Here is a 22,858-nt window from a genome sequence, read left to right on the forward strand (position 1 = left end):
GTCCGGGGCCTTCCGCTCCGGGGCCCTCCCCCCGCGTCGGGAGCCGTGCACCGCACCCGCCGACACGACGACCTCCGTCCTCGCCGGCTCCCTGAACGGCCGTTCGGCTGTTAGGGTCCAGCGATGTGACATAGACGTCACATTCGAGGAGGCTGCTCATGCCGGCACTGCCGTCCCCCGCGCTCCGGACGGTCGGGTTCGCGTTCGACCGTGTCCTCGACCGGTCGCCCGACGCGCTCGCCCACGTCGACGCGACCGGCCGGTACACCTTCGCGGAGGCCCACGCCCGCGCCCTGCGGATCGCCGGCGGGCTGCGGGCGCTGGGCGTCGGCCGGGGCGACGCGGTGGCGCTGCTGCTGGACAACACCCTGGACCTCGTGCACACCTGGCTCGGGCTGTCGCTGACCGGCGCGGTCGAGGTCCCGGTGAACACCGCCTACAAGGGCCGCTTCCTGGCGCACGTGCTCGACGACTCCGCGGCGGAGACCCTCGTCGTCGAGGAGGCCTACCTGCCGCGGCTGGCGGCGGTCGCCGGGGAGCTGACCCGGCTGCGCACGGTGGTGGTGCGCGGCACGGGCACGCTGCCGGGGTTCCGGACGGTGCCGTTCGACGAGCTGCTCACCGCCACGCCGGTGGCGCCCGAGCCGGTCACCGGCCGGGACCTCGTCGCGATCATGTACACCTCCGGCACCACCGGGGCCTCGAAGGGCGTCCTGACCTCGCACGCGCACGCCTACACCTACGCCTCCCGGGAGGACTTCCTGCCGCCGGGGCCCGAGGACCGGGTGCTCGTGACGCTGCCGCTGTTCCACCTCGCCGGGCAGTGGGCCGGGGTGTACGGCGCGCTGATCCACGGCTGCCGGTGCGTGGTGGAGCCGGGCTTCTCCGTCTCCCGGTTCTGGGACACCGTCCGGGCCCACGGCATCACCCTCACCGGCATGCTCGGCACGATCGCCCAGCTCCTCGCGCAGGCCCCGCCCCGCCCGGACGACCACGACAACCCGCTGCGCCAGGCCGGGATGTCGCCGCTGCCCGGCGACGTCGACGCCTTCCGCCGACGGTTCGGCGTCGAGGCCACGACCGCCTACGGGATGAGCGAGATCGGCTGCGTGATCCTCGGTCCACCCGACCGGATCCGGCCCGGGCAGGCGGGGTTCGCCCGCGCCGGTTACGACCTGCGCGTCGTCGACGAGCAGGGGCGTGACGTCCCGCCCGGGCAGGTCGGCGAGCTGGTCGTGCGGCCGGAGGTGCCGGAGACGGTCATGCTGGGCTACCACGGGCTCCCGGAGAAGACCGCCGAGATGTGGCGCGACGGCTGGCTGCACACCGGCGACGCGTTCACCGTCGACGAGGAGGGCCGCTACTACTTCCGGGACCGGCTCAAGGACGCCCTGCGCAAGGGTGGCGAGAACGTCTCCTCCATGGAGGTGGAGCGGGTGCTCGACGAGTTCCCGGCCGTGGCCGAGAGCGCGGTCGTCGCCGTGCCCTCCGAGCTGGCCGAGGACGAGATCAAGGCCGTGGTCGTGCTCCGCGAGGGGCACGCGTTCGACCCGGCGGAGCTGATCGCGTTCTGCGTGGAGCGGATGCCGTACTTCATGGTCCCGAGGTACGTCGAGGTCGCGGACGCGCTGCCGCGGACGCCCACGCAGAAGGTGCAGAAGGCGGTGCTGCGGGACCGCGGGGCCGACGGGGCCTGGGACCGGGCCGCCGCCGGGATCGTCGTCGGGAGGCGCTCGTGACCGTCCTGCTCGTGGCCAACCGCGGCGAGATCGCCGTCCGGATCGTCCGGGCCGCCGCCGACCTCGGGTACACCACCGTCGCGGTGACGACGGCCGACGAGCCGGGGGCCCTGCACGCCGAGCTGGCCGACCGGCGGGTGCCGCTGCCCGGCACCGGCACCGCCGCCTACCTCGACGCGGCCGCGCTCGTCGCCGCGGCCCGCCGGGCCGGGGCCGACACCGTCCACCCCGGCTACGGCTTCCTCGCCGAGGACCCGGGCTTCGCGCGGGCCTGCGCGGAGGCCGGGCTGACGCTCGTCGGGCCGGGTCCCGAGGTGCTGGAGACCTTCGGGGACAAGGTGCGCGCCCGGGCGGCCGCCGCGGCCCGCGGGCTGCCGGTCCTGCCCGCGGCGGACGGGCCGGTCGACCTCGCCGGGGCCCGCGAGTTCCTGGCGTCCCTCGGCCCCGGCGCCGCGGTGATGGTCAAGGCCCTGGCGGGCGGCGGCGGGCGCGGCATGCGGCCGGTGCACACCCCGGACGAGCTGGCCGGGGCGCTGGAGCGGTGCCGGTCGGAGGCCGCGCAGGCCTTCGGCGACGGGCGGGTCTACGTCGAGCGGCTGCTCCCCCGCGCCCGGCACGTCGAGGTGCAGGTCGTCGGGGACGGCTCCCGGGTCGTCGCCCTCGGCGAGCGGGACTGCACGCTGCAGCGTCGCCGGCAGAAGCTCGTGGAGTTCGCGCCCAGCCCGTGGCTCGGCGACGACGTGCGGGCCCGGCTGCCGGCCCACGCCCGGGACCTGCTGGAGGGCTACCGCGGGCTGGGCACGGTGGAGTTCCTCGTGGCCGGCGACGAGATCGCGTTCCTGGAGGTCAACCCCCGGCTGCAGGTGGAGCACACGGTGACCGAGGAGGTCACCGGGGTGGACCTGGTCGAGGCCGCGCTGCGGATCGCGGCCGGGGCGACGCTCGCCGACCTCGGGCTCGACCCCGACGAACCGCCGGTACCGCGCGGGCTGGCCGTGCAGGCCCGGGTGAACACCGAGACCCTGCTGCCCGACGGCGGCGTGCGGCCGGGGATGGGCGAGCTGCGCCGGTTCCGCCCGCCCGGCGGCCGCGACGTCCGCGTCGACACCCACGGCCACGCCGGCTACGTGGTCGGCCCGCGGTTCGACTCGCTGCTGGCCAAGGTCGTCGTCACCGAGCCGGGCGGCGACCTGGCCCGGCTGCTGCGCCGGCTCGACCGCGCCCTCGGCGAGTTCGACGTGGCCGGGCCGCCGACCACGATCCCCGCGCTGCGCGCGCTCGTGGCCCGGCCGGAGCTGGCGGAGGGGCGGATCCACACCGGCTTCGTCGAGGAGGTCCTGCCCGCGATCGCGCCGGAGGGGCCCACCCCCGGCGCCGACGGGGACGCCGGCAGGGACGACACGGACACCGGCAAGGTCCTCGCGCCGATGGCCGGCGTGGTGGTGGCGGTCGAGGCGGCGCCCGGCGACGCGCTGGCCCGCGGGCGCACCGTGCTCGTCCTCGAGTCGATGAAGATGGAGCACCTGGTCACCGCCCCGGCCGACGGCGTGCTCGGCGAGATCGGCGTGACCGTCGGCGACGTCGTCGACGAGGGCTCGGTGCTGGCCGACTTCACCCCCGGCGAGCTCGACGCGGCCGCGCACGCCGCCGACGAGGAGGTCGACCCGGACGCGGACCGCCCCGACCTCGCCGAGGTCCGCCGGCGCCGCGGGTTCGGGCTCGACGAGAACCGGCCCGCGGCCGTCGCGAAGCGGCGGCGGACCGGGCACCGCACCGCCCGGGAGAACATCGCCGACCTGTGCGAGCCCGGGTCGTTCGTCGAGTACGGGGCGCTGACGCTCGCGGCGCAGGCCCGCCGCCGCCCGCTCGACGACCTCGTCGAGAACACCACCGGGGACGGCATGGTGACCGGCATCGGCGTCGTCGACGGCCGCCGGTGCGTGGTGATGGCCTACGACTACATGGTCCTGGCCGGCACCCAGGGCAAGCGCAACCACGCCAAGACCGACCGGATGATCGACCTGGCCGAGCGCGGCGGGCTGCCCGTCGTGCTGTTCGCCGAGGGCGGCGGCGGGCGGCCCGGCGACACCGACACCGCCCAGGTCAGCGGCCTCGACGTGCCGACCTTCCGGGACTTCGCGCGGCTGTCCGGGCGGGTCCCGCTGATCGGGGTCGTCTCCGGCCGGTGCTTCGCCGGCAACGCCGCGCTCGCCGGCTGCTGCGATGTGCTGATCTCCACGGAGGACGCGAACCTCGGCATGGGCGGGCCGGCCATGATCGAGGGCGGCGGCCTCGGCGTGGTGGCGCCCGAGGACATCGGGCCCATGACGGTGCAGACGGCCAACGGCGTGGTCGACGTGCTGGTCCGCGACGAGGCCGAGGCCGTCCGGGTCGCCCGCCGCTACCTGCGGTACCTGCGCGAGCCGGACCTTCCCGGTGGCGCCCCCTGCCCCGACCAGCGGCTGCTGCGCCGGGTCGTCCCGGAGAACCGCCTGCGCGCCTACGACGTCCGGGCCGTGGTCGAGGGGTTGTTCGACACCGGCAGCGTGCTGGAGCTGCGCCCCCGGTTCGGGATCGGCGTGCTCACGGCGCTGGCCGAGCTCGACGGGCGTCCGGTCGGGGTGCTCGCCAACAACCCCCACCACCTCGGCGGCGCGATCGACTCCCCCGCGGCGGACAAGGCGGCCCGGTTCCTGCAGCTGTGCGACGCCCACGGCCTCCCGGTGCTCTCGCTCTGCGACACCCCGGGGTTCATGGTCGGCCCGGCCTCCGAGGAGACGGCGACCGTGCGGCACTTCTCCCGGATGTTCGTGGCGGGCGCGAACCTGTCGGTGCCGGTGGTGGCACTGGTGCTGCGCAAGGCCTACGGGCTCGGCGCGATGGCCATGCTGGGCGGCAGCATCAAGGCGCCGTACGCGACGTTCGCGTGGCCCACGGCCGAGTTCGGCGGCATGGGCCTGGAGGGCTCGGTCGACCTCGCCCACCGCAAGGAGCTGGCCGCCATCCCCGATCCGGGGGCGCGGGCGGCCCGCCGGGCGGAGCTCATCGCGGCGCTGTACGAGCGGGGCAAGGGGCTGAGCGTGGCCTCGGTCTTCGAGGTCGACGACGTCGTCGACCCCGCCGACACCCGCGCGCTGCTCGGGGCGACCCTCGATGCCGCCCCGAAGCGGCTCGGCGAGCGGCGCCCCTTCGTCGACACCTGGTGAGGTCGCGGCCCGGTCAGGGCCGGACGGCGACCGCCGCCTCCAGCGCCCGCACCATCGGCCCGAGCCGGGCCCGCTCCGGCTGCACGGTCGGCACCCCGTGGGCCTCCAGCGGGGCCGCGGTGACCGGACCGACGCAGACGACGAGGGTCCGGCGCAGGGCGTCGAGCACCTGATCGCGCAGGTCGCGCTCGGCGGCCCGGCGCAGCAGGCCGCCCACCGCGGGCGCGCTGGTGAAGGTCACCGCGTCGAGCCCGCCCGCCAGCAGCCGGTCGGTGAGGTGGTCCACCGGGCCGAGGTCGGCGGGCAGCTCCCAGCGGTACACCGGCACCGTGACGACCTCGGCGCCGGCGGCCGACAGGGCCTCGACGAGGTCGGTCAGCGGGTCGCCGTGCAGCTGCAGGGCGATCCGCAGGCCCGCGACGCCCCGGCCGAGCAGGTGCTCGAGCACCTCGGCCGAGGACTCGGAGTCCGGCGACCAGGCGTCCGCCAGGCCGGCGCCGCGGATCGCGCCGCGCGCCTTCGGCCCGCGCGCCAGGATCTCCCCGCGGCCCAGGGCCGCGACGAGCTCCTCCCGCAGCCCCCACCGCTCCGCCGCGGCCAGCCAGCCGCGGAAGCCGACCCCGGTGGTCGCGACCGTGACGTCCGGCGGCGCCGCGAGCAGCCCGCGGGTCAGCTCGACCACCCGGTCGTCGTCCTCGACCGGGACGATCCGCACGGCCGCACCCTGCAGCACCCGGGCGCCACGGCGCTCCAGGAGCCCCGCGAGCTCCTCGGCCTTGCGCGCGGCCGTCACGCCCACGGTCAGGCCCTGCAGGGGCCCGGCCGCAGCAGGCGTCTCCGTTCCCGTCGCTCCTGGCATCCCCGCATGGTGACCCGGCCGGGGCCCGGGCGCGCCCCCGGGCACCACATCGTCACGCGACGGTCACACCCGCACCCCGCGTGGGACGCGGACGCGCCGGGTAGCACCACGGCATGAGCAGTGACGAGGACCCGCGCCCGGAGCGGGTGCGCACCCTGCACGACACCAAGACCGGGGAGCGGTCGCCCGCCGCCCCGCCCGGCTCCGAGGTCGACGACCAGGCCGGGGGCGTCGAGCCCATGGCCGAGGTACCCGGCGGGCCGCAGGTGGACGTGCCGGCCGCGCAGGGCCACATGCCCGAGGACGCCGACGACGACTGATCCCCCTGTCCGGCGTCGGCGCCGGGACCCGGCCGCGGGTCCCGGCGCCTCGGCGTGACCGGCCCCGCGTGAGAGAGCCCCCGACACCGGGTACGGCCGTGCCATGACCACCCGGCAGACCACGCTCCACGACCCGGCCGGCACCGGGGACGACACCGTCCCGGCCGGCCCCCGGCTCGCCTCCGGCCGCGACACCGTGCGAGCCGCGGGCGCGATCCTGCCGATCATCGCCCAGGGGGTGATCGCGCGCCGGCCCCGCGTCGTCGCGCTGGCGGGCAGGGCCGATCTCGACGGCCGCGGCGTGCGGGTCCTCCAGGACCTCTCGACCCGGTACGGGCACGGCCCGGTGCGGCTGCGGCTGCCCGGGCGGCGCGCCGCGCTGGTGCTCGACGCCGACGACGTCCGGCGGGTGCTCGACGGGACGCCCGACCCGTTCGCCCCGGACACCTGGGAGAAGCGCAGGGCGCTCGGCCAGTTCCAGCCGCACGGCGTGCTCGTCTCGCACGGCGAGGTCCGCGCCGAGCGGCGCCGGTTCAACGAGGCCGTCCTCGACTCCGGCCACCCGCTGCACCGCAACGCCGCCGTGATGGCCCGCGCGGTCGCCCAGGAGGCGGAGCTGCTCGGCGACGAGACGGACCGGACCGGCGAGCTGGACTGGGACGCGTTCGTCCGCGCCTGGTGGCGGGTGGTGCGCCGGGTCGTCCTCGGCGACGGCGCCCGCGACGACCACGACCTCACCGACGAGCTGACCCGGCTGCGCAACGCCGCCAACTGGTCCTTCCTGCTGCCGCGGCGGCGGGCCCGGCGGGAACGGCTCCGCGCCCGGCTGCGGGAGCACCTGGAGCGGGCCGAGCCGGGCAGCCTCGCCGAGATGATCGCCCGCACCCCGGCGGATCCGGCGGTCGATCCCGTCGACCAGGTGCCGCAGTGGCTCTTCGCCTACGACCCCGCGGGCGCGGTCGCGTTGCGCGCCCTGGCCGTGCTCGTCGCCCACCCGGCGGAGCTGGCCCGCGTCCGCGACGAGATCGGCGGGCACGACCTCGCCGTGCCCCAGGACCTGCCCCGGCTCCGCGCCGCCGTACTGGAGTCGGTGCGGCTGTGGCCGACGACGCCGCTGCTGCTGCGCGAGACCACGCAGCCGGTGCGGTGGGGCGGCGACGAGATCGAGGGGCGCACCGCGCTGATCATCCCGACCTGGTTCCTCCACCGCGACGGCCGCGCCCGCGCCGACGCGAACCGCTTCGACCCGCAGCAGTGGCTCGACGGCACCGCCCGGGACGACCCCGCCCTGGTGCCCTTCAGCGCCGGCCCGGGCCTCTGTCCCGGTCGCGAGCTGGTCCTGTTCACCACCTCGCTGTTCCTGGCGCACCTGCTGCACGGCCGCGACCTCGAGCTCGCGGCGCCGGAGATCGACCCGCAGGCGCCGTTGCCGGCCGGCGTGAACCCCTTCGGCGTGCGGCTGCGGGTGGTGCGACCGACCGGGTGACCCCTGGTGTGTACCGCTCCGTGCCGGGGGTAGCCGAGGGTATGAGCAGCTCACTCCACCCTGACCCGCGGACCGGGAGCGCCCGGCCCGACCCGGCCGAGCTGTCCACCGCCGACCTCCTGCGACAGCTGACCGACCAGGTCCGCACGCTCGTGACCGACGAGGTCCAGCTGGCGAAGGCGGAGGTGACGGCGAAGGGCAAGAAGGTCGGCGTCGGGGCCGGGCTGGCCGGGGCGGGCACGATGCTCGCGCTGGCCGGCGGGCTCGCCTTCGTCGCCGCCGCGATCGCCGCACTGGCGCTGGTGCTGCCGGTGTGGGCCTCGGCGCTGATCGTCGGGGCGGTGCTCGTCGCGCTCGGCGGCCTGCTCGCCCTGGTGGCGAAGAAGCAGATCAGCCAGGCCGCGCCGCCGGTGCCGGAGCAGGCGATCGACAGCACGAAGCGGGACGTCGAGACGATCAGGCGAGAGGTCCACCGGTGAGCGAGCCCACCCCCGACGAGCTGCGCGACCGGATCGCCGCCGAGCGCGAGGAGCTCGCCCGGACGGCGTCGGCGCTGGCCGAGCGCGTCGACGTGGGCTCCCGGGCCAAGGCCGCCCGCGAGCAGGCGGTCGAGCGGGTGCGGACGACCGTCGCGCAGGCCCCGGACCGCGGCCGCGCGCTGCTGGGCCGCACGACCGACACCGCGAAGCACGCCGTCGGCACGGTGACCGGGACCCTCGACACGACGCTGCAGGGCAAGAACCGGACTCCGCTGCTCGCGGGCGCCGGGGCCGCCGGTGCCGCCGTCGTGGCGATCCTGCTGGTGGTGCTGCGCAGGCGCCGGGGGTGAGAGACGCAGGAGGCCGAATCCGGGGCGCGACCCCGACGGATCGCGCCCCGTCCCCGTGCGGCCTCAGCGTTCGGCGTCGACCTGCCGGCGCTCGTGCTCCGTGCGGGCGGCGAGCTCGTCGTCGTCGACCGGGCGCGGCGACTTGGCGTGCTCGCGGTGGTCCGGGTGCACCTGCTCCTCGGGGACCATGACGTCGCGCGGCCCGGTCTCGTCCTGTGTGGTGCGGGGAGTACTCATGGGACGGGGATTCCCGTCGGGCCGGATTCCACACCGGACACCTCCGACACGGTGATCGACGCCAGGCCCAGCGCGGCGGCGACCACCTCGTCCGGCGGCACGTCGAGGCACTCCAGCGCGAAGGGGCACCGGAACTGGCGGCACGGGCTGCACGAGACCGGGCGGTCCAGGACGGCGGCGGGCGCCGAGCGCGGCCGGTACTGGTCGACCTCCTCCGTGCCGGCGAACAGCACGGCCACCGGTGTGCCGACGGCGTCGGCGAGATGCATCCCGCCGCTGTTGTTGGTGACCGCCACCGCCGCCCCGGCGAGCAGGCCGGCCAGTCCGGGCACGTCGAGCGCACCCGGCAGCGGGTGCACGCCCGGGAGCCCCTCGGCGACCGCCCGGACCAGCTCCTCCTCCGCCGCCGGCCCGGAGACGACGACCGGGAGCCGCGCCCCCAGCCCCGCCGCGACCTCGCGGAAGCCCCGGTAGCGCCGGGACGGGCAGGAGGCACCGGGCAGCAGCACCGCGTACGGGCCCGCGGGGAGCCCGAGCCCGGCGAGCGCGTCCCGCGCGTGGCACCGGCCCGCCGCGGGCACGGCGGCGTGCAGCGTGCGGGCGGCCGCGGGGACACCGAGCCGGCCCAGCAGGTGCAGGGCCCGGTCGACCTGGTGGAGGCCGTCGTCGGGGGCGGGGACCCAGTGCGTGAGCGCCGTCCCGCCGAACTCCTTCGACAGGCCGGCCCGGATCGGGATCCCCGCCCGCCGGCAGACCTCGGCGGCCGGCCACGGGGACTGCGAGAACGAGGTCAGCAGCACCGCGGCGTCGTGACCCCGCCCGGCGAGCTCGGCGACCAGGTCGGCGTCGGGATCCGGGTCCTGCCCGGTCGCCCCGTCGATCTGCTGCCAGGACACCCGCGCGACCACGACCTCGCTGATCTCGGGCAACAGGGTCGCCGCGGCGGCGCCGCCGGGCGAGGCGAGCAGGTCGATCCGGGCGTGCGGGGCGGCGGCGCGCAGCGCGGCGAGGGCCGGTCCGGTGAGCAGGACGTCGCCCAGGTTGTCCGGGCGCACGACCAGGATCCGGCGCAGGGCCGGCCAGTTCACGGGGGCGCCCGCCAGGGCCGCCGGATGCTCGAACACGATCGTTCTGTTCCCCTCCTGCTCCCCGTCAACCCCGCGCGGTCGACCCCGCACAGTGGACGTCCCCCCGTCCGGGCGCGTTTCCCGGCGTGCTCCTCGGGAACCGTCCACAGGTGATCGTGATGGTGCAGGGCGGGGCCGATCCCGCCCGCGACGGCGTGGCCGACTACACCTCCCACCTGGTCGACGCGCTGCGCCGGACCGGCGAGCAGGTGGAGCCCGTCAGCGTGGCGGGGTCGCCGGCGAGCGTCGTCCGCGCGGCGCGCCGGATCCGCGCGCTCCGTCCCGAGGTGGTGCACGTGCAGTTCGCGCCCTCGGCGTTCGGGTTCTCGCCCTGGCCCGGCGTGCTCCCCGACCTGGTCCGGGCACCCCTGGTCACGACGGTGCACGAGTACGGCTGGTGGGCCGCGCCGTCCTGGGTGCCCGGGAGGGTGTGGCGGGCGGTGGAGCGGCGCGGGGTCGACCGCGAGACCTGGCGGCTCGTCCCCCGCAGCGCCGCCGTCCTCACCACGAACGCGGGCCACGAGCGCACCCTGCGCGAGCGGATGCGGGTCGCCCCGGTCCTCGTGCCGCTGGCGCCCAACGTGCCCGACCTGGGCCCGGCGCCGCGGGACGACACCCGCCGGCGGCTCGGCGTGCCGGCCGACGCCGAGGTCGTCGTTTTCTTCGGGTTCGTGCACCCGGTCAAGGGCGTCCGCTACCTGGCCGAGGCCCTCGCGCAGCTCCGCGCGGAGGGCCGGGACCGGCTGCACCTGCTGGTCGTGGGCGGGTTCACCTCGCTGGCGCTGCCGGAGGACGAGGCCCGCGCCTTCCGGGCGGAGCTGCTCGGGCAGATCGCGGCCGCCGGCGTCGCCGAGCACGTCACGGTGACCGGGCACCTGCCGGAGAAGGAGGTCTCCGCCGCGCTGCACGCCGCCGATCTCGCTGCCTTCCCCCTCACCGCCGGCGCCACCACCAAGAGCGGCGCGCTGCTGTCGGCCTTCGCGCACGGCCTGCCGACGGTCGTCACCCGTGCCGACCCGCCCGACCCGGAGCTGGTCGACGGGGAGACCGTGGTGGTCGCCCCGACGGTCCGCGACGGCGCCTCGCTGGCCGAGGCCCTCCGCCGGCTGCTCGACGACCCGGCCCTGCGGATGCACGTGGCCGCCGGCGGCGCGGAGGTCGGGGCCGCACGGAGCTGGGAGCGGATCGCCTCCCTGCACCGGGAGGTCTACGCGGAGGTGCGCGGACGTGCGTGAGCCCGGCGACATCCTCGTGATCGACCTGCTCGGCGGGCTCGGCGACCTGGTCATGGCCCTGCCCGTGGTGCACGGGCTCGCCGCGCGCTTCCCGGGCGCGGCGCTGCGCGTGCTCACCCACGATCCCGGCGCCACGCTCCTCGACACCGACCCGACGGTCGCCGAGGTGCTGCGCGCGGAGAAGGGCCGGGAGCGCGAGGCCGCGGAAGCGGCAGTGGCCGCGCTGGGCCGCGCCGACCTCGTGGTGAGCACCACCCGGCTGCACGGGATCCCGGACCTCGTCGAGGAGCGGGGCGTCCCGGGCGTGACGAACCTGTGGCGCTCCCCGCCGCCCGACGAGCCCGTCTCCCGCCGCTACGTCCGCATCCTCGCCGAGGAGGGCCTCGTCGCGCCGGAGTACCGGCCGCCGCGGATCCACCTCACCGCCGCCGAGGTGCAGCGCGCCGCGGCCGACCTGCCGGCCGGGACGCCGGTCGTGCTCGTGCCCGGGGCCGGGATGGCGGTGAAGCTGTGGCCGCACTGGGCGCAGCTGGTGGAGCTGCTCGACGGGCTGCCCGTGGTCGCCGTCGGCCCGGGCGCACCGGTGCCGGAGCTGCCGCCCACCGACCTGCGCGGGCTCGCCGCCCGGTTCGCCGCCGTGGCCCGCCGCGGCGGCGTCGTGGTCGGCGGGGACACCGGGCCGGCCCGGGTCGCGGCCGCGGTCGGCGCCCGGACCGTCGGGTTGTTCGGTCCCACCCTCGCCGCCCGCTACGGGCTCGACGAGCCCGCGACCAACCTGCAGGGCCTGCCGGACTGCCCGCACCGGCGCCCGACGGCCATCACCGAGCAGGTGTGCTGGTGGGAGGCGCGGTGCCCGCTGAGCCCGCCGGCCGGGGGCCCCGCCTGCATGGCGGACGTCCCCCCGGCCGCGGTGGCGCCCGCGGTGCGGGCCGCGGTGCGCGAGCCGCTCCCGGTCCTCAGCCCCTGAGCAGGGTGTCGGCGGTCGTCGGACGGTCCGGGATCGTCGTCTCCGACTCCAGGTGCACCGCGCCGGACGGCAGGATCCCGGCGCCGCCGAACTTCGCCATCACCCGCTGCTCGGCCACGACGTCCTCGCCCACGGCCTCCGCCGGCACCTCCCGCCAGAAGTCGAAGCCGCCGACCGCCTCGAGCGCCTCGCGGTCGTAGAGGACGCAGCCGGCCACCCAGGCGACCTTGTAGGCCAACCAGCGCTCGCCGGGCCGCAGGTGGCGGCGGGCGAGGTGGACCGGGTTGGCGGCGTTGTGCAGCCGCCAGCGCTCCCACTCCGGGGTGCCCGGGTGCAGCGTCTCCGGGACCGGCGGGCCGGCCCACCGCTCGAACGGCTCCTGCTCGGCCGGGCGCTCGTCGTCGACGTGGGACAGGCCCTGCATGGCCGCGCCGACCATCCCGCAGCCCAGCACGGTGATCGCCTCGTGCAGCAGCGCGATCGTGCCGGGGGCGAGCCAGACGTCGTCGTCGAGGTAGAGCACGTACCGCGCCGCCGAGCTCGCCAGCAGTGCGGCCCGGTGCTCGATGACGCCGCGGCGCGGCAGGTGCCGCCGCGTGTGGACCCGGTGCCCGCGCAGCTCCAGCACCCGGATCATCGCCTGCGCGGGTTCCGTGTCGTAGGAGGCGGCGTCGTCGGACTGGTCCGAGATCACGAGGTCGAAGGGATGGTCCTGGGCGGCCAGGCCGGCCAGCGTGGTGGCCAGCTCGACCGGGCGGTTGCGGGTGGGCACCAGCACCTCGATCTCCGCGGCGGCCGCGGGCCGCTCCCCGGGTTCGATCCGGCCGGCCCCCGTCGGCGCGCTCACTCCGCCGGGTCCCGCTCGTCGTCGCGCACGGCGCCGTCCATGCTCGTCCACCTCTCGGGTCGGGGGTAGGGGTCGGCGGGCGGCTACCCGGACCGCCCGCCCGCATGCGCCGGTGCCCCCGGTCGGGGTCCGCAGCCGGGATGTGAGCACCGTCGGGGTGTCGGCGGCGCGGAGCCGGGCATCCCTGCGGCATGGCCCCCACCGACGCACCGGACCGCCCGGTCGCCCTGGTCACCGGCGCCAGCCGCGGCCTCGGCTTCCTGATCGCCCGCGAGCTCGCCGACCGCGGCCACGACCTGGTGGTCTGCGCCCGCGACGCCGACGGCCTGCAACCCGCCCGGGCCGACCTCGAGGCCCGCGGCGCGCGGGTGGTCACGGTGGGCGCGGACGTCGGCCGGCCGGAGGCGGCGCACGAGCTCGTCGCGACCGCCGAGCGCGAGTTCGGCCGGCTCGACGTGCTGGTCGCGAACGCCGGGATCATCCAGGTCGGACCCCAGCCGGACCTGCGCGACGAGGACTACGTGCAGGCGATGGACGTCATGTTCTGGGGGTTGGCCCGGCCCGCGCTCGAGGCGTTGCCGCTGCTGGCCCGCACCCGCGGCCGGATCCTCGCGATCACCTCGATCGGCGGGAAGCTGCCCGCCCCGCACCTGCTGCCCTACACCGCGGCCAAGCACGCGGCGGTCGGGTTCGCCGAGGGGCTGCGGGTCGAGGCCGGCCGGCAGGGCGTGTCGGTGACGGTCGCCGTCCCCGGGCTGATGCGGACCGGCTCCTCGCGCAACGCGCTGGTCACCGGCAAGGCGCAGGCCGAGCGGTCCTGGTTCACCCTCGGCGCGTCGCTGCCGCTGGTCTCCACCGACGCCGAGCACGCCGCCCGTCGGCTGGTCCGCGCCACCCTGCGCGGCACACCGGAGATCATCCTGACCCCGCTGGCCCACATCGGGTCGCGGGTGCACGCCCTCGCGCCGTCGACGACGCTGCGGCTGATCACCGCCGTCGAGCGGCTGCTGCCGGGTCCGGCCGGCGCCGCGGGCCCGCCGCGCCCGGCGTACACCGCGCCGCTGCCCCGGTGGCTGCGCCGCCTCACCGGGCTCGACAAGGCCGCGGCCGAGCGGTGGCACGAACACACCGATCCCTCGCCGGACCCGGGCGGCCACCCGGGCGGCGGTGTCGGTCCGGAGCGGACGGGTACTCCCCGACGATGACGCGCGCCACCCGTGCCCTCGTGACCAACGACGACGGCATCGACTCCCCCGGCCTGGCCGTGCTGGCCGAGGCCGCGAGCGCGGCCGGGCTCGACGTCGTGATCGCCGCCCCCGAGCACCAGTTCTCCGGGGCCAGCGCCTCCATCACCGCCGTGCAGGAGGACGGCCGCACGGTGGTCCGCGAGGTGGAAGGCCCCTCCGGCCTGCCCGCGTACGCCGTGCGCGCCGCGCCCGCGCACATCGTGGTGGCCGGCCTGCAGGGCTGGTTCGACCCCGCTCCGGACCTGGTCCTCTCGGGGATCAACCGGGGCGGCAACGTGGGGCGCGCCGTGCTGCACTCCGGCACGGTCGGCGCCGCGCTCACCGCCGGGCTGCACGACCGGCGCGGCCTGGCCGTGTCGCTCGACGTCGCGCTCGGTGCCGAGGAGGAGGAGAACTGGGAGGCCGTGGTGACCTACCTCCCGCGCGTGCTGGAGCTGCTGCTGGACAGCCCGCTCGGGACCACGCTCTCGCTCAACGTGCCCGACCGGCCCGTCGAGCAGCACCGCGAGCTGCGGCTCGCCCCGCTCGACCCGCGCGGTGTGGTGCAGACCCTGGTCGACGACGCCGACGGCCACGGCCTGCTGCTGCGCGAGGTCGAGACCGGTGAGCGGGCGGAGCCGGGCAGCGACCGCGCCCTGCTGGCCGCCGGCCACCCGACCCTGACCGCCCTGCGCGGCCTGACCGAGGACCCCGATCTGCTCGTCCCCGAGCGCCTCGCCCACGCCGCGCGCATGACCGACGAGAGGACCAGCGCATGAACGTCACCGACGCCCGCGAGAAGCTGACCGCCGAGCTGGAGCGGCTCGACCACGAGGCCGAGGAGGAGGCCCGCGACCAGGCGGAGCAGCGCGACTCCGACGAGCTGGCCGGTGGAATGGACTTCGGCGACCGCGGGTCGCGGATCGCCGAGGCGATGGAGAACGACCTGTCCCGGGGCACCCTGCGGATGCAGCGCGCCCAGGTCGTCGCCGCACTGGAGCGGATCGACGCCGGCGAGTACGGCCGCTGTGCGGTGTGCGGCAAGGAGATCGACGACGAGCGGCTGGAGGTGCGGCCCGAGACGGACCGGTGCCGCGACCACGCCGACACCGCGTCCCCGAGCCGGCCGGACGACGTGCGGCGCGTCGACACGTGAGCCCGGGCCCCGAATAGGGGCGCGAGGGGGCGGGTACGGGTCCGGTATGTCGGATTCGCGCCCTCCCGTCGTCGTCTTCGCCCCCTCCCCCATCGTCACGGTGACCATCGAGGACCGTGCCGGCCAGCCCGAGCTGCACGTCCACGCCGGCGGGCAAGGGGTGTGGCAGGCGCGGATGCTGGCCGCCCTGGGCGTACCGGCGCGGCTCTGCGCCGGCCTGGGCGGGGAGACCGGCCGGCTGCTGGAGCGCATGATCGCCGTCGACGGCGTCGAGCTGCGGTTCGTCGAGACCGCCGCGCGCAACGGCGGGTACGTGCACGACCGCCGGCAGCCGGAGGACGAGGGCCGGGTCGAGATCGCCGCCGAGCTCCCGGCGCCGCTGGACCGGCACGAGCTCGACGGGCTCTACGAGCTCACCCTCGCCGAGGGCCTGCGCGCCGGGACGGTGCTGCTGTCCGGGCCGCAGTCCGAGACCGTCGTGCCGGCCCGGCTGTACGGGCGGCTGGCCGGGGACCTGCGCGCCAACGACGTGCGGGTCGTCGCCGACCTGTCCGGCGAGCGGATGGAGGCGGTCGTGGCGGCCGGCGTCGACCTGCTCAAGGTGAGCGACGAGGAGCTCGTGGCGCACGAGCGGGCCGGATCCACCGAGGTCGACGACGTCGTGCCGGCGATGCGGCAGCTGATCAAGGACGGGGCGCGGGCCGTGGTCGTCAGCCGGGCCGGCGACCCGGCCCTCGCCCTCGGCGGCGAGTCCGACGAGATCCTCACGGTCACCCCGCCCCCGGTCCGGGCGAACGACCCGCGCGGGGCGGGCGACTCGCAGACCGCGGGGATGACGGCGCGCCTGGCCGCGGGCGGGTCGTGGGAGGAGGTCCTGCGGACCGGGGCCGCCTGCGGCGCGCTCAACGTCGTGCGGCACGGCCTGGGCACGGGCGGCGAGGAGGCGGTGCAGGTGCTGGCCGAACGGGTGCAGCTCGCCCCGCTGAAGTAGCGCGAGTCGGGACGTCCAGCACCGCGGGTCCCGAGATCGGCCACCACGGGTCGTAGGGCGGTTGGTGCGGTGGGGAGCGGGTAGTCGATCACCGTGTCGGCTCCCGTCCTGCTCGCACTGCGGGCGTTGAACCTCGGCGACCTGCTGACCGTCGTCCCGGCGCTGCGGGCGCTGCGTCGGCACCACCCGGACCACCACCTCGTGCTGGCCACGGCGGGTGTGTTGGAGCCGCTCGCCGCGCTGATCGGCGCCGTCGACGAAGTGCTTCCCACTGCCGCGCCCGACGGGCTGACCTACCCCGCGCCGGTGGACATCGCCGTGAACCTGCACGGCGCCGGCCCGCAGAGCCACCGCGCGCTCGAGGCCCTGACCCCCCGTCGCCGGATCGGGCTCGGCCGCCCCGAGCTGGGCTGGCCGGGGCCGCCGGCCGGGGAGCTCGACCTGCTGCACGAGCGGGTCCGCTGGTGCACCATGCTGGCCTCCCACGGCGTCCCGGCCGATCCGGAGGACCTCCGACTCCCCACGCCCGCGCAGACGCCGCCGGGTCCGCCGGGCCCCGTCGTGGTGCACCCCGGGGCCGCCTTCGGCGCCAAGTGCTGGCCCGCCGGCCGCTTCGCCGCGCTCGCGCGCCGGCTCGCCCCGCTCGGCCCCGTCGTCGTCACGGGTGGGCCGGCCGAGCGCGCCCTCGCCGAGGAGGTGGCCGCGGGAGCCGGTCTCGCGGACGACCGGGTCCTGGCCGGGCGGACCTCGATCGCCGAACTCGCCGCGCTGGTCGCCGGGGCCGCGCTCGTGGTCAGCGGGGACACCGGGATCGCACACCTCGCCGCCGCGTTCGGGCGCCCGTCCGTCGTGCTGTTCGGACCGGTCGGGCCGGAACGCTGGGGTCCGCCCGCGGGCCCGCACCGCGCCCTCACGCACGCGGAGGTGCGCCGCGGCGACCCGTTCGCCGACGACCCCGATCCCGCCCTGCTCGCGATCGGGGTGGACGAGGTCGAGGCGGCGTGCCTGGACGTCACCGACGCCACGGGGTGTGTCGAGCCCACTCCCGCGGGTACGAAGGCCTCATGAACGAGCCGACCCGCGACAGGAACTCCGACGACGTGACCCGGCCCGACATGATCGCCCACGACGAGATCGCCACCGACCCCGCCGCGGACCTCGAGGACGTGCGCGACCGCGGCACCGGCCTGGACGTCGAGGAGATCGACCCGAGCACCGAGGCCGACCCGTACGACGTGCTGGAGCAGCACCGCGAGGTCCCGGTCGACGACGACGAGGCCCCGCGCGGCTGACCTGCCGCCGAGGGCCGCTACGACGCCTGATCGCCGTCCCGGACCGTTCGACGCCCCCTGCGGCCACAGACGGTCCCGGACGGCGATCACCGCGCTGCCGGAACTCCCGACTCAGGAGGCGCGTTCGGCCACCCCGGCCGGCACCTGGGTCCACCGGCCTTCCACGCAGCGGACGGTCGCCGCGCCGCCGGCCCCCACGAACCGCCCGGCCGCCTCGACGGCGCTCTCCACGGCGGTCCGCAGCGCGGCACCGGTGGCGAGGGCCGCGGCGAGCCGGCCCGCGAAGGCGTCGCCGGCCCCGCACGGGTCGCCCCCGGTGACGTCGAGCGCGGGGACCGCGACCCGCTCGGCCGCGGTCACCAGCACCGCGCCCCGGTCACCCCGGGTCACCACCACCGCCCGGCTCTCCCGGCGGCGGCGCAGCTCCGCGGCACAGCCGACGGGGTCGCCGCCCGGCAGCCCGAGCGCCCCCGCGGCCTCCCCCGCGTTCGGGGTCATGATCACCCCCGGCACGGGGTCCGCGCCCTTGGGGTGCGGGTCCCACACCACGGGCGTCCCGGCCGCCACGGCGTCGGCGAGCAGCCGCCGCACCTGCGGGTCGGCGGTGACGCCGCGGCCGTAGTCCGACACCAGCACGGCCCCGGCCCGCGCGACCGCCCGACGGAGCCCGGTCCGCACGGCCGCGCCGAACGCGTCGGCGGGCCGCCCGGTGCCCCGGTCGGTGCGCAGCAGCGGGCCCTCCGCCGAGCGCCACCGGCACTTGACCGGCGTCCCACCGGTCGCGGGCCCGGTGACCAGGGCCAGCGTCGGGTCGAGCATGCCCCGCAGCCGGTCGGCGTCGGCGTCGTCCGCGAGGGCGGTGACGAGGGTCGTCGCGGCCCCGGAGCCGGCCAGCAGCGCCGCCGCGAGCCCGGCCGNCGAGCCCGGCCCCACCCGGCCGCGCCACCTCGCCGGCGACGTCGAGGACGGGCACCGGCGCGTCGGGACAGAGCCGCTCGACGGTCCCGTGCACGTCGACGTCGAGCAGGACGTCCCCGACCACCACGACCCCGCCGCCGGAACCCCCGCCGGGACCGCCGCCGGCACCCGCCCGGCTCACCGGGCCGCTCCCTCGGCGGCCCGCGCCACGATGGCGCTGGTGGAGTGGTCGGCGAGGTAGCCGAGGATCCGGACCTCCCCGCCGAGGCGCTCCACCACCGGCGTCTCCGGCAGCATCTCCGGCGTGTAGTCGCCGCCCTTGCAGTAGACGTCCGGCCGGACCAGGTCGAGCAGCTCGACCGGGCTGTCGGTGTCGAACGAGGTCACCAGGTCCACGGCGGCCAGTGCACCGATCACCCCGGCCCGGTCCTCGAGCGGGTTGACCGGCCGCGTCGGGCCCTTGAGCCGGGTCACGCAGGCGTCGCTGTTGAGGGCCACGACCAGCACGTCCCCGAGCTCCGCGGCCTCCCGCAGGTAGGCCACGTGCCCGCGGTGCAGCACGTCGAAGCACCCGTTGGTGAACACGATCCGGTGCCCGGCCGCCCGGTGCTCGCCGAGCACCGCGAGCAGGTCCCGGTGCGACAGCACGGTCCCCGGGTCGCCCGCGGCCAGCCGGCAGGTCAGCGCCGCGGCCGTGCACACCGCCGTGCCCGGCAGGGTCACGACGACGTCGGCGGCGGTCTGGGCCAGCGACAGCGCCTCCTCGCGGGAGGTCCCGGAGGCGACGGCCGCGGTCCAGGCCGCGGCGAAGACGTCGCCGGCGCCGCACGCTCCGGACGGCGGGGCGTGCTCCCCCGCCGGCCGGCGCGCCGGGGTGCCGTCGGCGGGCAGCCGCACGGAGCCGTCGACGTCGAGGGTCAGCAGGACCTCCCGGGCGCCGGTGGCCGCGCGCAGCGCCTCCGCGTTCTCCAGCCCCCAGGCGAGCCGGCCCCGCTCGGGCAGGTCGACGCCGAGCACGGCGGCGGCCTCCTCGACGCTCGGGGTGACCGCGTCGGGCTCCAGCTCGGCCCACGGCGCGAGGTCGTGCGCGTCGACGACCAGCAGCGGGATCCGGCCGCGGGCGCGGGCGACCCGCCGGCGCACGGCCGGGGACAGCGCGCCGAGCCCGTAGTCGGCGACCAGCACCGCGTCGGGCCCGTCGGCGAGCGCGGCGGTGGTCTGGTCGGCCAGCGCGCGGACGGTGGCGCTGCCCGGGAGGCCCGGGGGCACCACGTCGTAGCGGGCCACCGGCTGGCCCGGCGGGTCCCCGGCGACGATCCGGCGCTTGGCCGCGGTCACGCGGGCCGGGTCGAGCACGCACCGGTCCGTCCGGACACCGGCCTCGGCGAGCGCCGAGCGCAGCGTGCGGCCGTCCGGGTCGTCGCCGACCGTGCAGACGATCTCGACGTCGGCGCCCAGCGCTGCCAGCGCCACCGCGGCGTTGCCGGCCCCGCCCGGGGCGACCTCGACCGACGACGGCTCGACCACCGGCACGGGCCCGTCCCGGGCGACGCGGCGGGCGTTGCCGCGGACCCAGCCGTCGAGCAGTACGTCGCCCAGCACCAGCACCCGGGGCCGCCGGTCCCCGATCCGGGCGGCGGCGGTGACGGGCGCCGGCGGCGCGCAGGCGACCGGGCGGGACTGGGGCCGGACCGCTCCCGGCGACCGGCCCGGCCACGGGCTCACGGCCACGACGGCTCCTCGGACTGGCACACGACCAGCTCGCGGACCTCGCACCCCTCGGGGCGGGTCAGCGCGAACAGGACGGTGGCGGCGACGTTGCGCGGGTCGTTGAGCTTGGCGTCCGGGCCGGGCCGGTACTGCTCGGTGCGCCCGTCGAAGAACGCGGTGTCCATCCCGCCCGGGATCAGCGTGGTCAGCCCGACCTCGCCCTTCAGCTCCGCGGCCAGCGCGCGGCTCATCCCGAGCACGCCGAACTTGGAGGCGCAGTAGGCCGAGGCGTCGGACAGGGCGCGCAGCGCGAGCGTGGAGGCCACGGTGACGATCCGCCCGCGGCGCTCCTTCAGGCTCGGCAGCGCGGCGCGGATGACCGCGGCGGTGCCGAGCAGGTTCACCTTGATCACGCGTTCCCAGTCCTCGGCGGACACGTCGTCGATCCGCCCGCAGGCGTCCGTGCCCGCGCAGGTGACGACGCCGTCGACGCCGCCGGCGCGCTCGACCAGCGACCGGACCGCCTCCTCCGCGGCCCGGGTGTCGGCGAGGTCGGCGATCGCGTGCGCGGCGTCGGCCGCCTCGGTCAGCCCCGGGGTCGGGTCCGTCCGGTCGATCAGCAGCGGGGTGCCGCCGGCGGTGGCGACCGCCTCCGCGACGGCCCGGCCCAGGCCCGACGCGGCGCCGGTGACGAGCACCGTGCCGAGCGGGCGCGAGGTGGGGAGCCGGTCGCGGGGGTCGGAGTCCGGGGTGACGGGTGCCGTGGTGTCGGTGAGGGTCATGCGGGTCTCCTCGAGATCGTCGGGTCGAGGGCGGGTGCCCGGCGGTGGGCCAGGTGGGGTCGGGTCACCAGCTCGGCCGGGGCGCTCGCCGCAACGGGCAGCTGCGCCTCGAGGGCCCGGCAGAGCATGTGCACCGCGGCGAGGTGCGACTCCTGCACCGTCGCGGTGTCACCCGGCAGGCAGACGGCGTCGGTGGCGTGGCCGGCCAGGGGGTTCGGGCCGGGCCCGGTGAGGGCCCAGCACTCCATCTCGAGCTCGCGCGCGGCGTCGGCCGCCGCGAGCAGGTTGGGGCTGCGGCCGCTGGTGGACAGCAGCAGCAGGACGTCGCCGGGGCGGCCGTGCGCGCGGACCTGCCGCGCGAACACCTCCTCGTAGCCGTAGTCGTTGCCGATCGCCGTCATCGACGAGGTGTCGGCGTGCAGGGCGAGGGCGGACAGCGCCTGCCGCTCGCCGTCGAACCGGCCGACCAGCTCGGCGGTGAGGTGCTGGGCCTCCGCGGCGCTGCCGCCGTTGCCGGCGGCGAGCATCCGCCCGCCGGCCGGCAGCAGCCGGGCCAGGGTGGCGCCCCAGCGGACGAAGGCCGGTGCCGCGGCGCGCAGCGCCGGCAGCGCCGCCTCCAACCGGTCGACATGACCGCCCAGCACCTGGTGCGGGGTCGGGGGCTCGCCGGCCATCACCGCACCCCCGTCCTCGCCTCGCGGGAGGCCGTCATCGGGCCCCCCGAGGCGGCGGCACCGCCCTCGCGGCCCGCGATCGCCTCGCGGTAGGCCGCGGCGGTCGACGCCGCGACCTTGGTCCAGGTGTAGCGGGACAGCACCCGGCGCCGGCCCGCGGCGCCGAGGTCCGCGACCGCCTGCGGGTCCGCCAGCAGCGCGCGCAGCGCCGCGCCGAGGGCCTTCGGGTCCCGCGGCGGCACGAGCAGCCCGGTCTCGCCGTCGACCACGGTGTCCTTCATGCCGCCGACCGCCGTGGCGACCACGGGCCGGCCGCAGGACATGGCCTCCAGCGGCACGATGCCGAAGGGCTCGTACCAGGGCGCACAGACCACGGCGTCGGCCGAGCGGATCAGGGCCGGGACGTCGGGGCGGCGGACCGCGCCGAGGAAGCGCACCCGCCCGGCCACCCGCATCCGGCGGGCCAGCTCGCGCAGCCGCGTCAGCTCGGGGTCGGCCAGCAGGTCCACGCCGGCCGGCGGCCCGCCGGCGACGACGAGCTCGGTGTCCGGCACCTCCCGCAGCGCCTCCACGACCTCGTCGACGCCCTTGCGCCGCACCACCCGGCCGAGGGCGAGCACCCGCTTGCGCCGGCCGCGGCGCGGGGTCGGGCCCTCCGGGCTGAACTCCTCCGGGTCCACGCCGCACGGCACCACGGAGATGCGGCGGCGGTTGGCGCCCAGGCGGAGCAGTTCGAACAGCTCGTCCTCACAGGACGCCGTGAGCCGGTCGGCGGTGCGCACCAACGTCTCCTCGGCCGGGATGCGGCCCGCGGGGCTGGTGTCGTCCGCGCCCTGCTCGCGCTTCTTGACGTGCCCGAGCGCGTGGAAGGTCTGCAGCAGCGGCAGGCCGAGCAGCCCGGCCGCACCCCGGGCGGCGAGCCCGGACATCCAGAAGTGGGCGTGCACGACGTCCGGCGGATCGGCACGCCAGGCCCGCTCCAGCTGCTGTGCCAGCAGCGGGACGAACGGCACGAGGTCGTCCTTCGGCACCGGCCGCGACGGGCCCGCGGTGAGGTGGCGGACCCGCGCCCCCGGCCCGAACGCGACGACCTCCGGCAGGTCCGGATCGTCGCGGCGGGTGTACACCGTGACGTCGTGCCCGGCCCGGCCGAGCGCCAGGCTCAGCTCCCTGACGTGCACGTTCTGGCCGCCCGAGTCGGGCCCACCGGGCTCGGCCAGCGGACTGGCGTGTTCGGACACCATGGCCACTCGCATG

22 protein-coding genes and 1 pseudogene are annotated in these 22,858 nt (G+C 77.4%); 14 read left to right on the forward strand and 9 right to left on the reverse strand.

The features are described 5' to 3' along the window. Positions 1–158 precede the first annotated feature (158 nt). Positions 159–1,739 (forward strand): AMP-binding protein, encoded by a 1,581-nt coding sequence (locus ACFQH9_RS03730; protein ID WP_379564195.1) that lies wholly within the window; start codon positions 159–161, stop codon positions 1,737–1,739. After that, positions 1,736–4,945 carry an acetyl-CoA carboxylase family protein gene (locus ACFQH9_RS03735; protein WP_379564197.1) on the forward strand — a complete coding sequence of 1,070 codons (3,210 nt, stop codon included), beginning with the start codon at positions 1,736–1,738 and terminating at the stop codon, positions 4,943–4,945. The genes ACFQH9_RS03730 and ACFQH9_RS03735 overlap by 4 nt, the downstream gene beginning before the upstream one ends. A gap of 13 nt (positions 4,946–4,958) precedes the next feature. On the opposite strand, the gene ACFQH9_RS03740 is transcribed toward ACFQH9_RS03735, so the two are convergent. After that, the gene (locus ACFQH9_RS03740) at positions 4,959–5,804 is read right to left on the reverse strand and encodes a uroporphyrinogen-III synthase (RefSeq protein WP_379564199.1); all 846 of its coding nucleotides are present in this window, start codon (positions 5,802–5,804) and stop codon (positions 4,959–4,961) included. A gap of 113 nt (positions 5,805–5,917) precedes the next feature. Between ACFQH9_RS03740 and ACFQH9_RS03745 the strand changes: the two genes are divergently transcribed. From ACFQH9_RS03745 to ACFQH9_RS03760, 4 genes are all read left to right on the forward strand, one after another. Further along, positions 5,918–6,124 carry a hypothetical protein gene (locus ACFQH9_RS03745; protein ID WP_379564201.1) on the forward strand — a complete coding sequence of 69 codons (207 nt, stop codon included), beginning with the start codon at positions 5,918–5,920 and terminating at the stop codon, positions 6,122–6,124. Positions 6,125–6,227: 103 nt separating this feature from the next. After that, positions 6,228–7,610 (forward strand): cytochrome P450, encoded by a 1,383-nt coding sequence (locus ACFQH9_RS03750; RefSeq protein WP_379564203.1) that lies wholly within the window; start codon positions 6,228–6,230, stop codon positions 7,608–7,610. A gap of 41 nt (positions 7,611–7,651) precedes the next feature. Then, on the forward strand, positions 7,652–8,089 hold the full coding sequence (locus ACFQH9_RS03755; protein WP_379564205.1) for a phage holin family protein: 438 nt from the start codon (positions 7,652–7,654) through the stop codon (positions 8,087–8,089). Then, positions 8,086–8,439, forward strand: coding sequence for a DUF3618 domain-containing protein (locus ACFQH9_RS03760; protein WP_379564208.1), 354 nt, complete (start codon positions 8,086–8,088; stop codon positions 8,437–8,439). The genes ACFQH9_RS03755 and ACFQH9_RS03760 overlap by 4 nt, the downstream gene beginning before the upstream one ends. 63 nt (positions 8,440–8,502) lie before the next feature. Here ACFQH9_RS03760 and ACFQH9_RS03765 read toward each other — a convergent pair whose 3' ends face one another. Continuing rightward, a complete protein-coding gene (locus tag ACFQH9_RS03765) occupies positions 8,503–8,676 on the reverse strand; it encodes a hypothetical protein (protein WP_379564210.1) in 174 nt (57 codons plus the stop codon). Next, positions 8,673–9,800 carry a glycosyltransferase family 9 protein gene (locus ACFQH9_RS03770; protein ID WP_379564212.1) on the reverse strand — a complete coding sequence of 376 codons (1,128 nt, stop codon included), beginning with the start codon at positions 9,798–9,800 and terminating at the stop codon, positions 8,673–8,675. The genes ACFQH9_RS03765 and ACFQH9_RS03770 overlap by 4 nt, the downstream gene beginning before the upstream one ends. A gap of 122 nt (positions 9,801–9,922) precedes the next feature. On the opposite strand from ACFQH9_RS03770, the gene ACFQH9_RS03775 reads away from it, so the two are divergent. Next, positions 9,923–11,038 carry a glycosyltransferase gene (locus ACFQH9_RS03775; RefSeq protein ID WP_379564542.1) on the forward strand — a complete coding sequence of 372 codons (1,116 nt, stop codon included), beginning with the start codon at positions 9,923–9,925 and terminating at the stop codon, positions 11,036–11,038. Next, complete coding sequence (locus ACFQH9_RS03780) at positions 11,031–12,005, forward strand: glycosyltransferase family 9 protein (protein WP_379564214.1); 975 nt, start codon at positions 11,031–11,033, stop codon at positions 12,003–12,005. Before ACFQH9_RS03775 ends, ACFQH9_RS03780 begins: the two co-directional genes overlap by 8 nt. Here the strand turns inward: ACFQH9_RS03780 and ACFQH9_RS03785 are convergent. After that, positions 11,995–12,852: a glycosyltransferase family A protein gene (locus ACFQH9_RS03785; RefSeq protein ID WP_379564216.1), complete on the reverse strand. Its 858-nt coding sequence runs from the start codon at positions 12,850–12,852 to the stop codon at positions 11,995–11,997. The two genes, ACFQH9_RS03780 and ACFQH9_RS03785, sit on opposite strands and share 11 nt — an antisense overlap. A 191-nt stretch (positions 12,853–13,043) precedes the next feature. On the opposite strand from ACFQH9_RS03785, the gene ACFQH9_RS03790 reads away from it, so the two are divergent. From ACFQH9_RS03790 to ACFQH9_RS03815, 6 genes are all read left to right on the forward strand, one after another. Next, on the forward strand, positions 13,044–14,057 hold the full coding sequence (locus ACFQH9_RS03790) for an SDR family NAD(P)-dependent oxidoreductase (RefSeq protein ID WP_379564218.1): 1,014 nt from the start codon (positions 13,044–13,046) through the stop codon (positions 14,055–14,057). Next, positions 14,054–14,857, forward strand: a complete 804-nt coding sequence (gene surE / locus ACFQH9_RS03795; protein WP_379564220.1) for a 5'/3'-nucleotidase SurE — start codon at positions 14,054–14,056, stop codon at positions 14,855–14,857. The genes ACFQH9_RS03790 and surE overlap by 4 nt, the downstream gene beginning before the upstream one ends. After that, positions 14,854–15,234 (forward strand): TraR/DksA family transcriptional regulator, encoded by a 381-nt coding sequence (locus ACFQH9_RS03800; RefSeq protein WP_379564222.1) that lies wholly within the window; start codon positions 14,854–14,856, stop codon positions 15,232–15,234. The genes surE and ACFQH9_RS03800 overlap by 4 nt, the downstream gene beginning before the upstream one ends. Positions 15,235–15,334: 100 nt before the next feature. Beyond that, positions 15,335–16,225 (forward strand): 1-phosphofructokinase family hexose kinase, encoded by an 891-nt coding sequence (locus ACFQH9_RS03805; RefSeq protein ID WP_379564224.1) that lies wholly within the window; start codon positions 15,335–15,337, stop codon positions 16,223–16,225. A gap of 93 nt (positions 16,226–16,318) precedes the next feature. Continuing rightward, complete coding sequence (locus ACFQH9_RS03810) at positions 16,319–17,293, forward strand: glycosyltransferase family 9 protein (protein WP_379564226.1); 975 nt, start codon at positions 16,319–16,321, stop codon at positions 17,291–17,293. After that, on the forward strand, positions 17,290–17,517 hold the full coding sequence (locus ACFQH9_RS03815; RefSeq protein ID WP_379564228.1) for a hypothetical protein: 228 nt from the start codon (positions 17,290–17,292) through the stop codon (positions 17,515–17,517). The genes ACFQH9_RS03810 and ACFQH9_RS03815 overlap by 4 nt, the downstream gene beginning before the upstream one ends. A gap of 111 nt (positions 17,518–17,628) precedes the next feature. Here the strand turns inward: ACFQH9_RS03815 and ACFQH9_RS03820 are convergent, their stop codons facing one another. The 5 genes and pseudogenes from ACFQH9_RS03820 to ACFQH9_RS03840 all read right to left on the reverse strand — a co-directional run bounded on the left by ACFQH9_RS03820 (position 17,629) and on the right by ACFQH9_RS03840 (position 22,857). Further along, a complete protein-coding gene (locus ACFQH9_RS03820; RefSeq protein WP_465269515.1) occupies positions 17,629–18,336 on the reverse strand; it encodes a PfkB family carbohydrate kinase in 708 nt (235 codons plus the stop codon). Positions 18,337–18,612: 276 nt separating this feature from the next. Then, positions 18,613–20,166 (reverse strand): PfkB family carbohydrate kinase, encoded by a 1,554-nt coding sequence (locus tag ACFQH9_RS03825; RefSeq protein WP_379564232.1) that lies wholly within the window; start codon positions 20,164–20,166, stop codon positions 18,613–18,615. After that, a complete protein-coding gene (locus ACFQH9_RS03830; protein WP_379564234.1) occupies positions 20,157–20,927 on the reverse strand; it encodes an SDR family oxidoreductase in 771 nt (256 codons plus the stop codon). Before ACFQH9_RS03830 ends, ACFQH9_RS03825 begins: the two co-directional genes overlap by 10 nt. A gap of 86 nt (positions 20,928–21,013) precedes the next feature. Continuing rightward, positions 21,014–21,601 (reverse strand): annotated as a pseudogene (locus ACFQH9_RS03835) (D-sedoheptulose-7-phosphate isomerase); the annotation flags it as partial. Continuing rightward, positions 21,601–22,857 carry a glycosyltransferase gene (locus tag ACFQH9_RS03840; protein WP_379564236.1) on the reverse strand — a complete coding sequence of 419 codons (1,257 nt, stop codon included), beginning with the start codon at positions 22,855–22,857 and terminating at the stop codon, positions 21,601–21,603. The gene ACFQH9_RS03840 and the pseudogene ACFQH9_RS03835, both read right to left, overlap by 1 nt. Position 22,858 lies beyond the last annotated feature (1 nt).

It is taken from the genome of Pseudonocardia lutea, from assembly GCF_042658055.1.
Classification (GTDB): domain Bacteria; phylum Actinomycetota; class Actinomycetes; order Mycobacteriales; family Pseudonocardiaceae; genus Pseudonocardia; species Pseudonocardia lutea.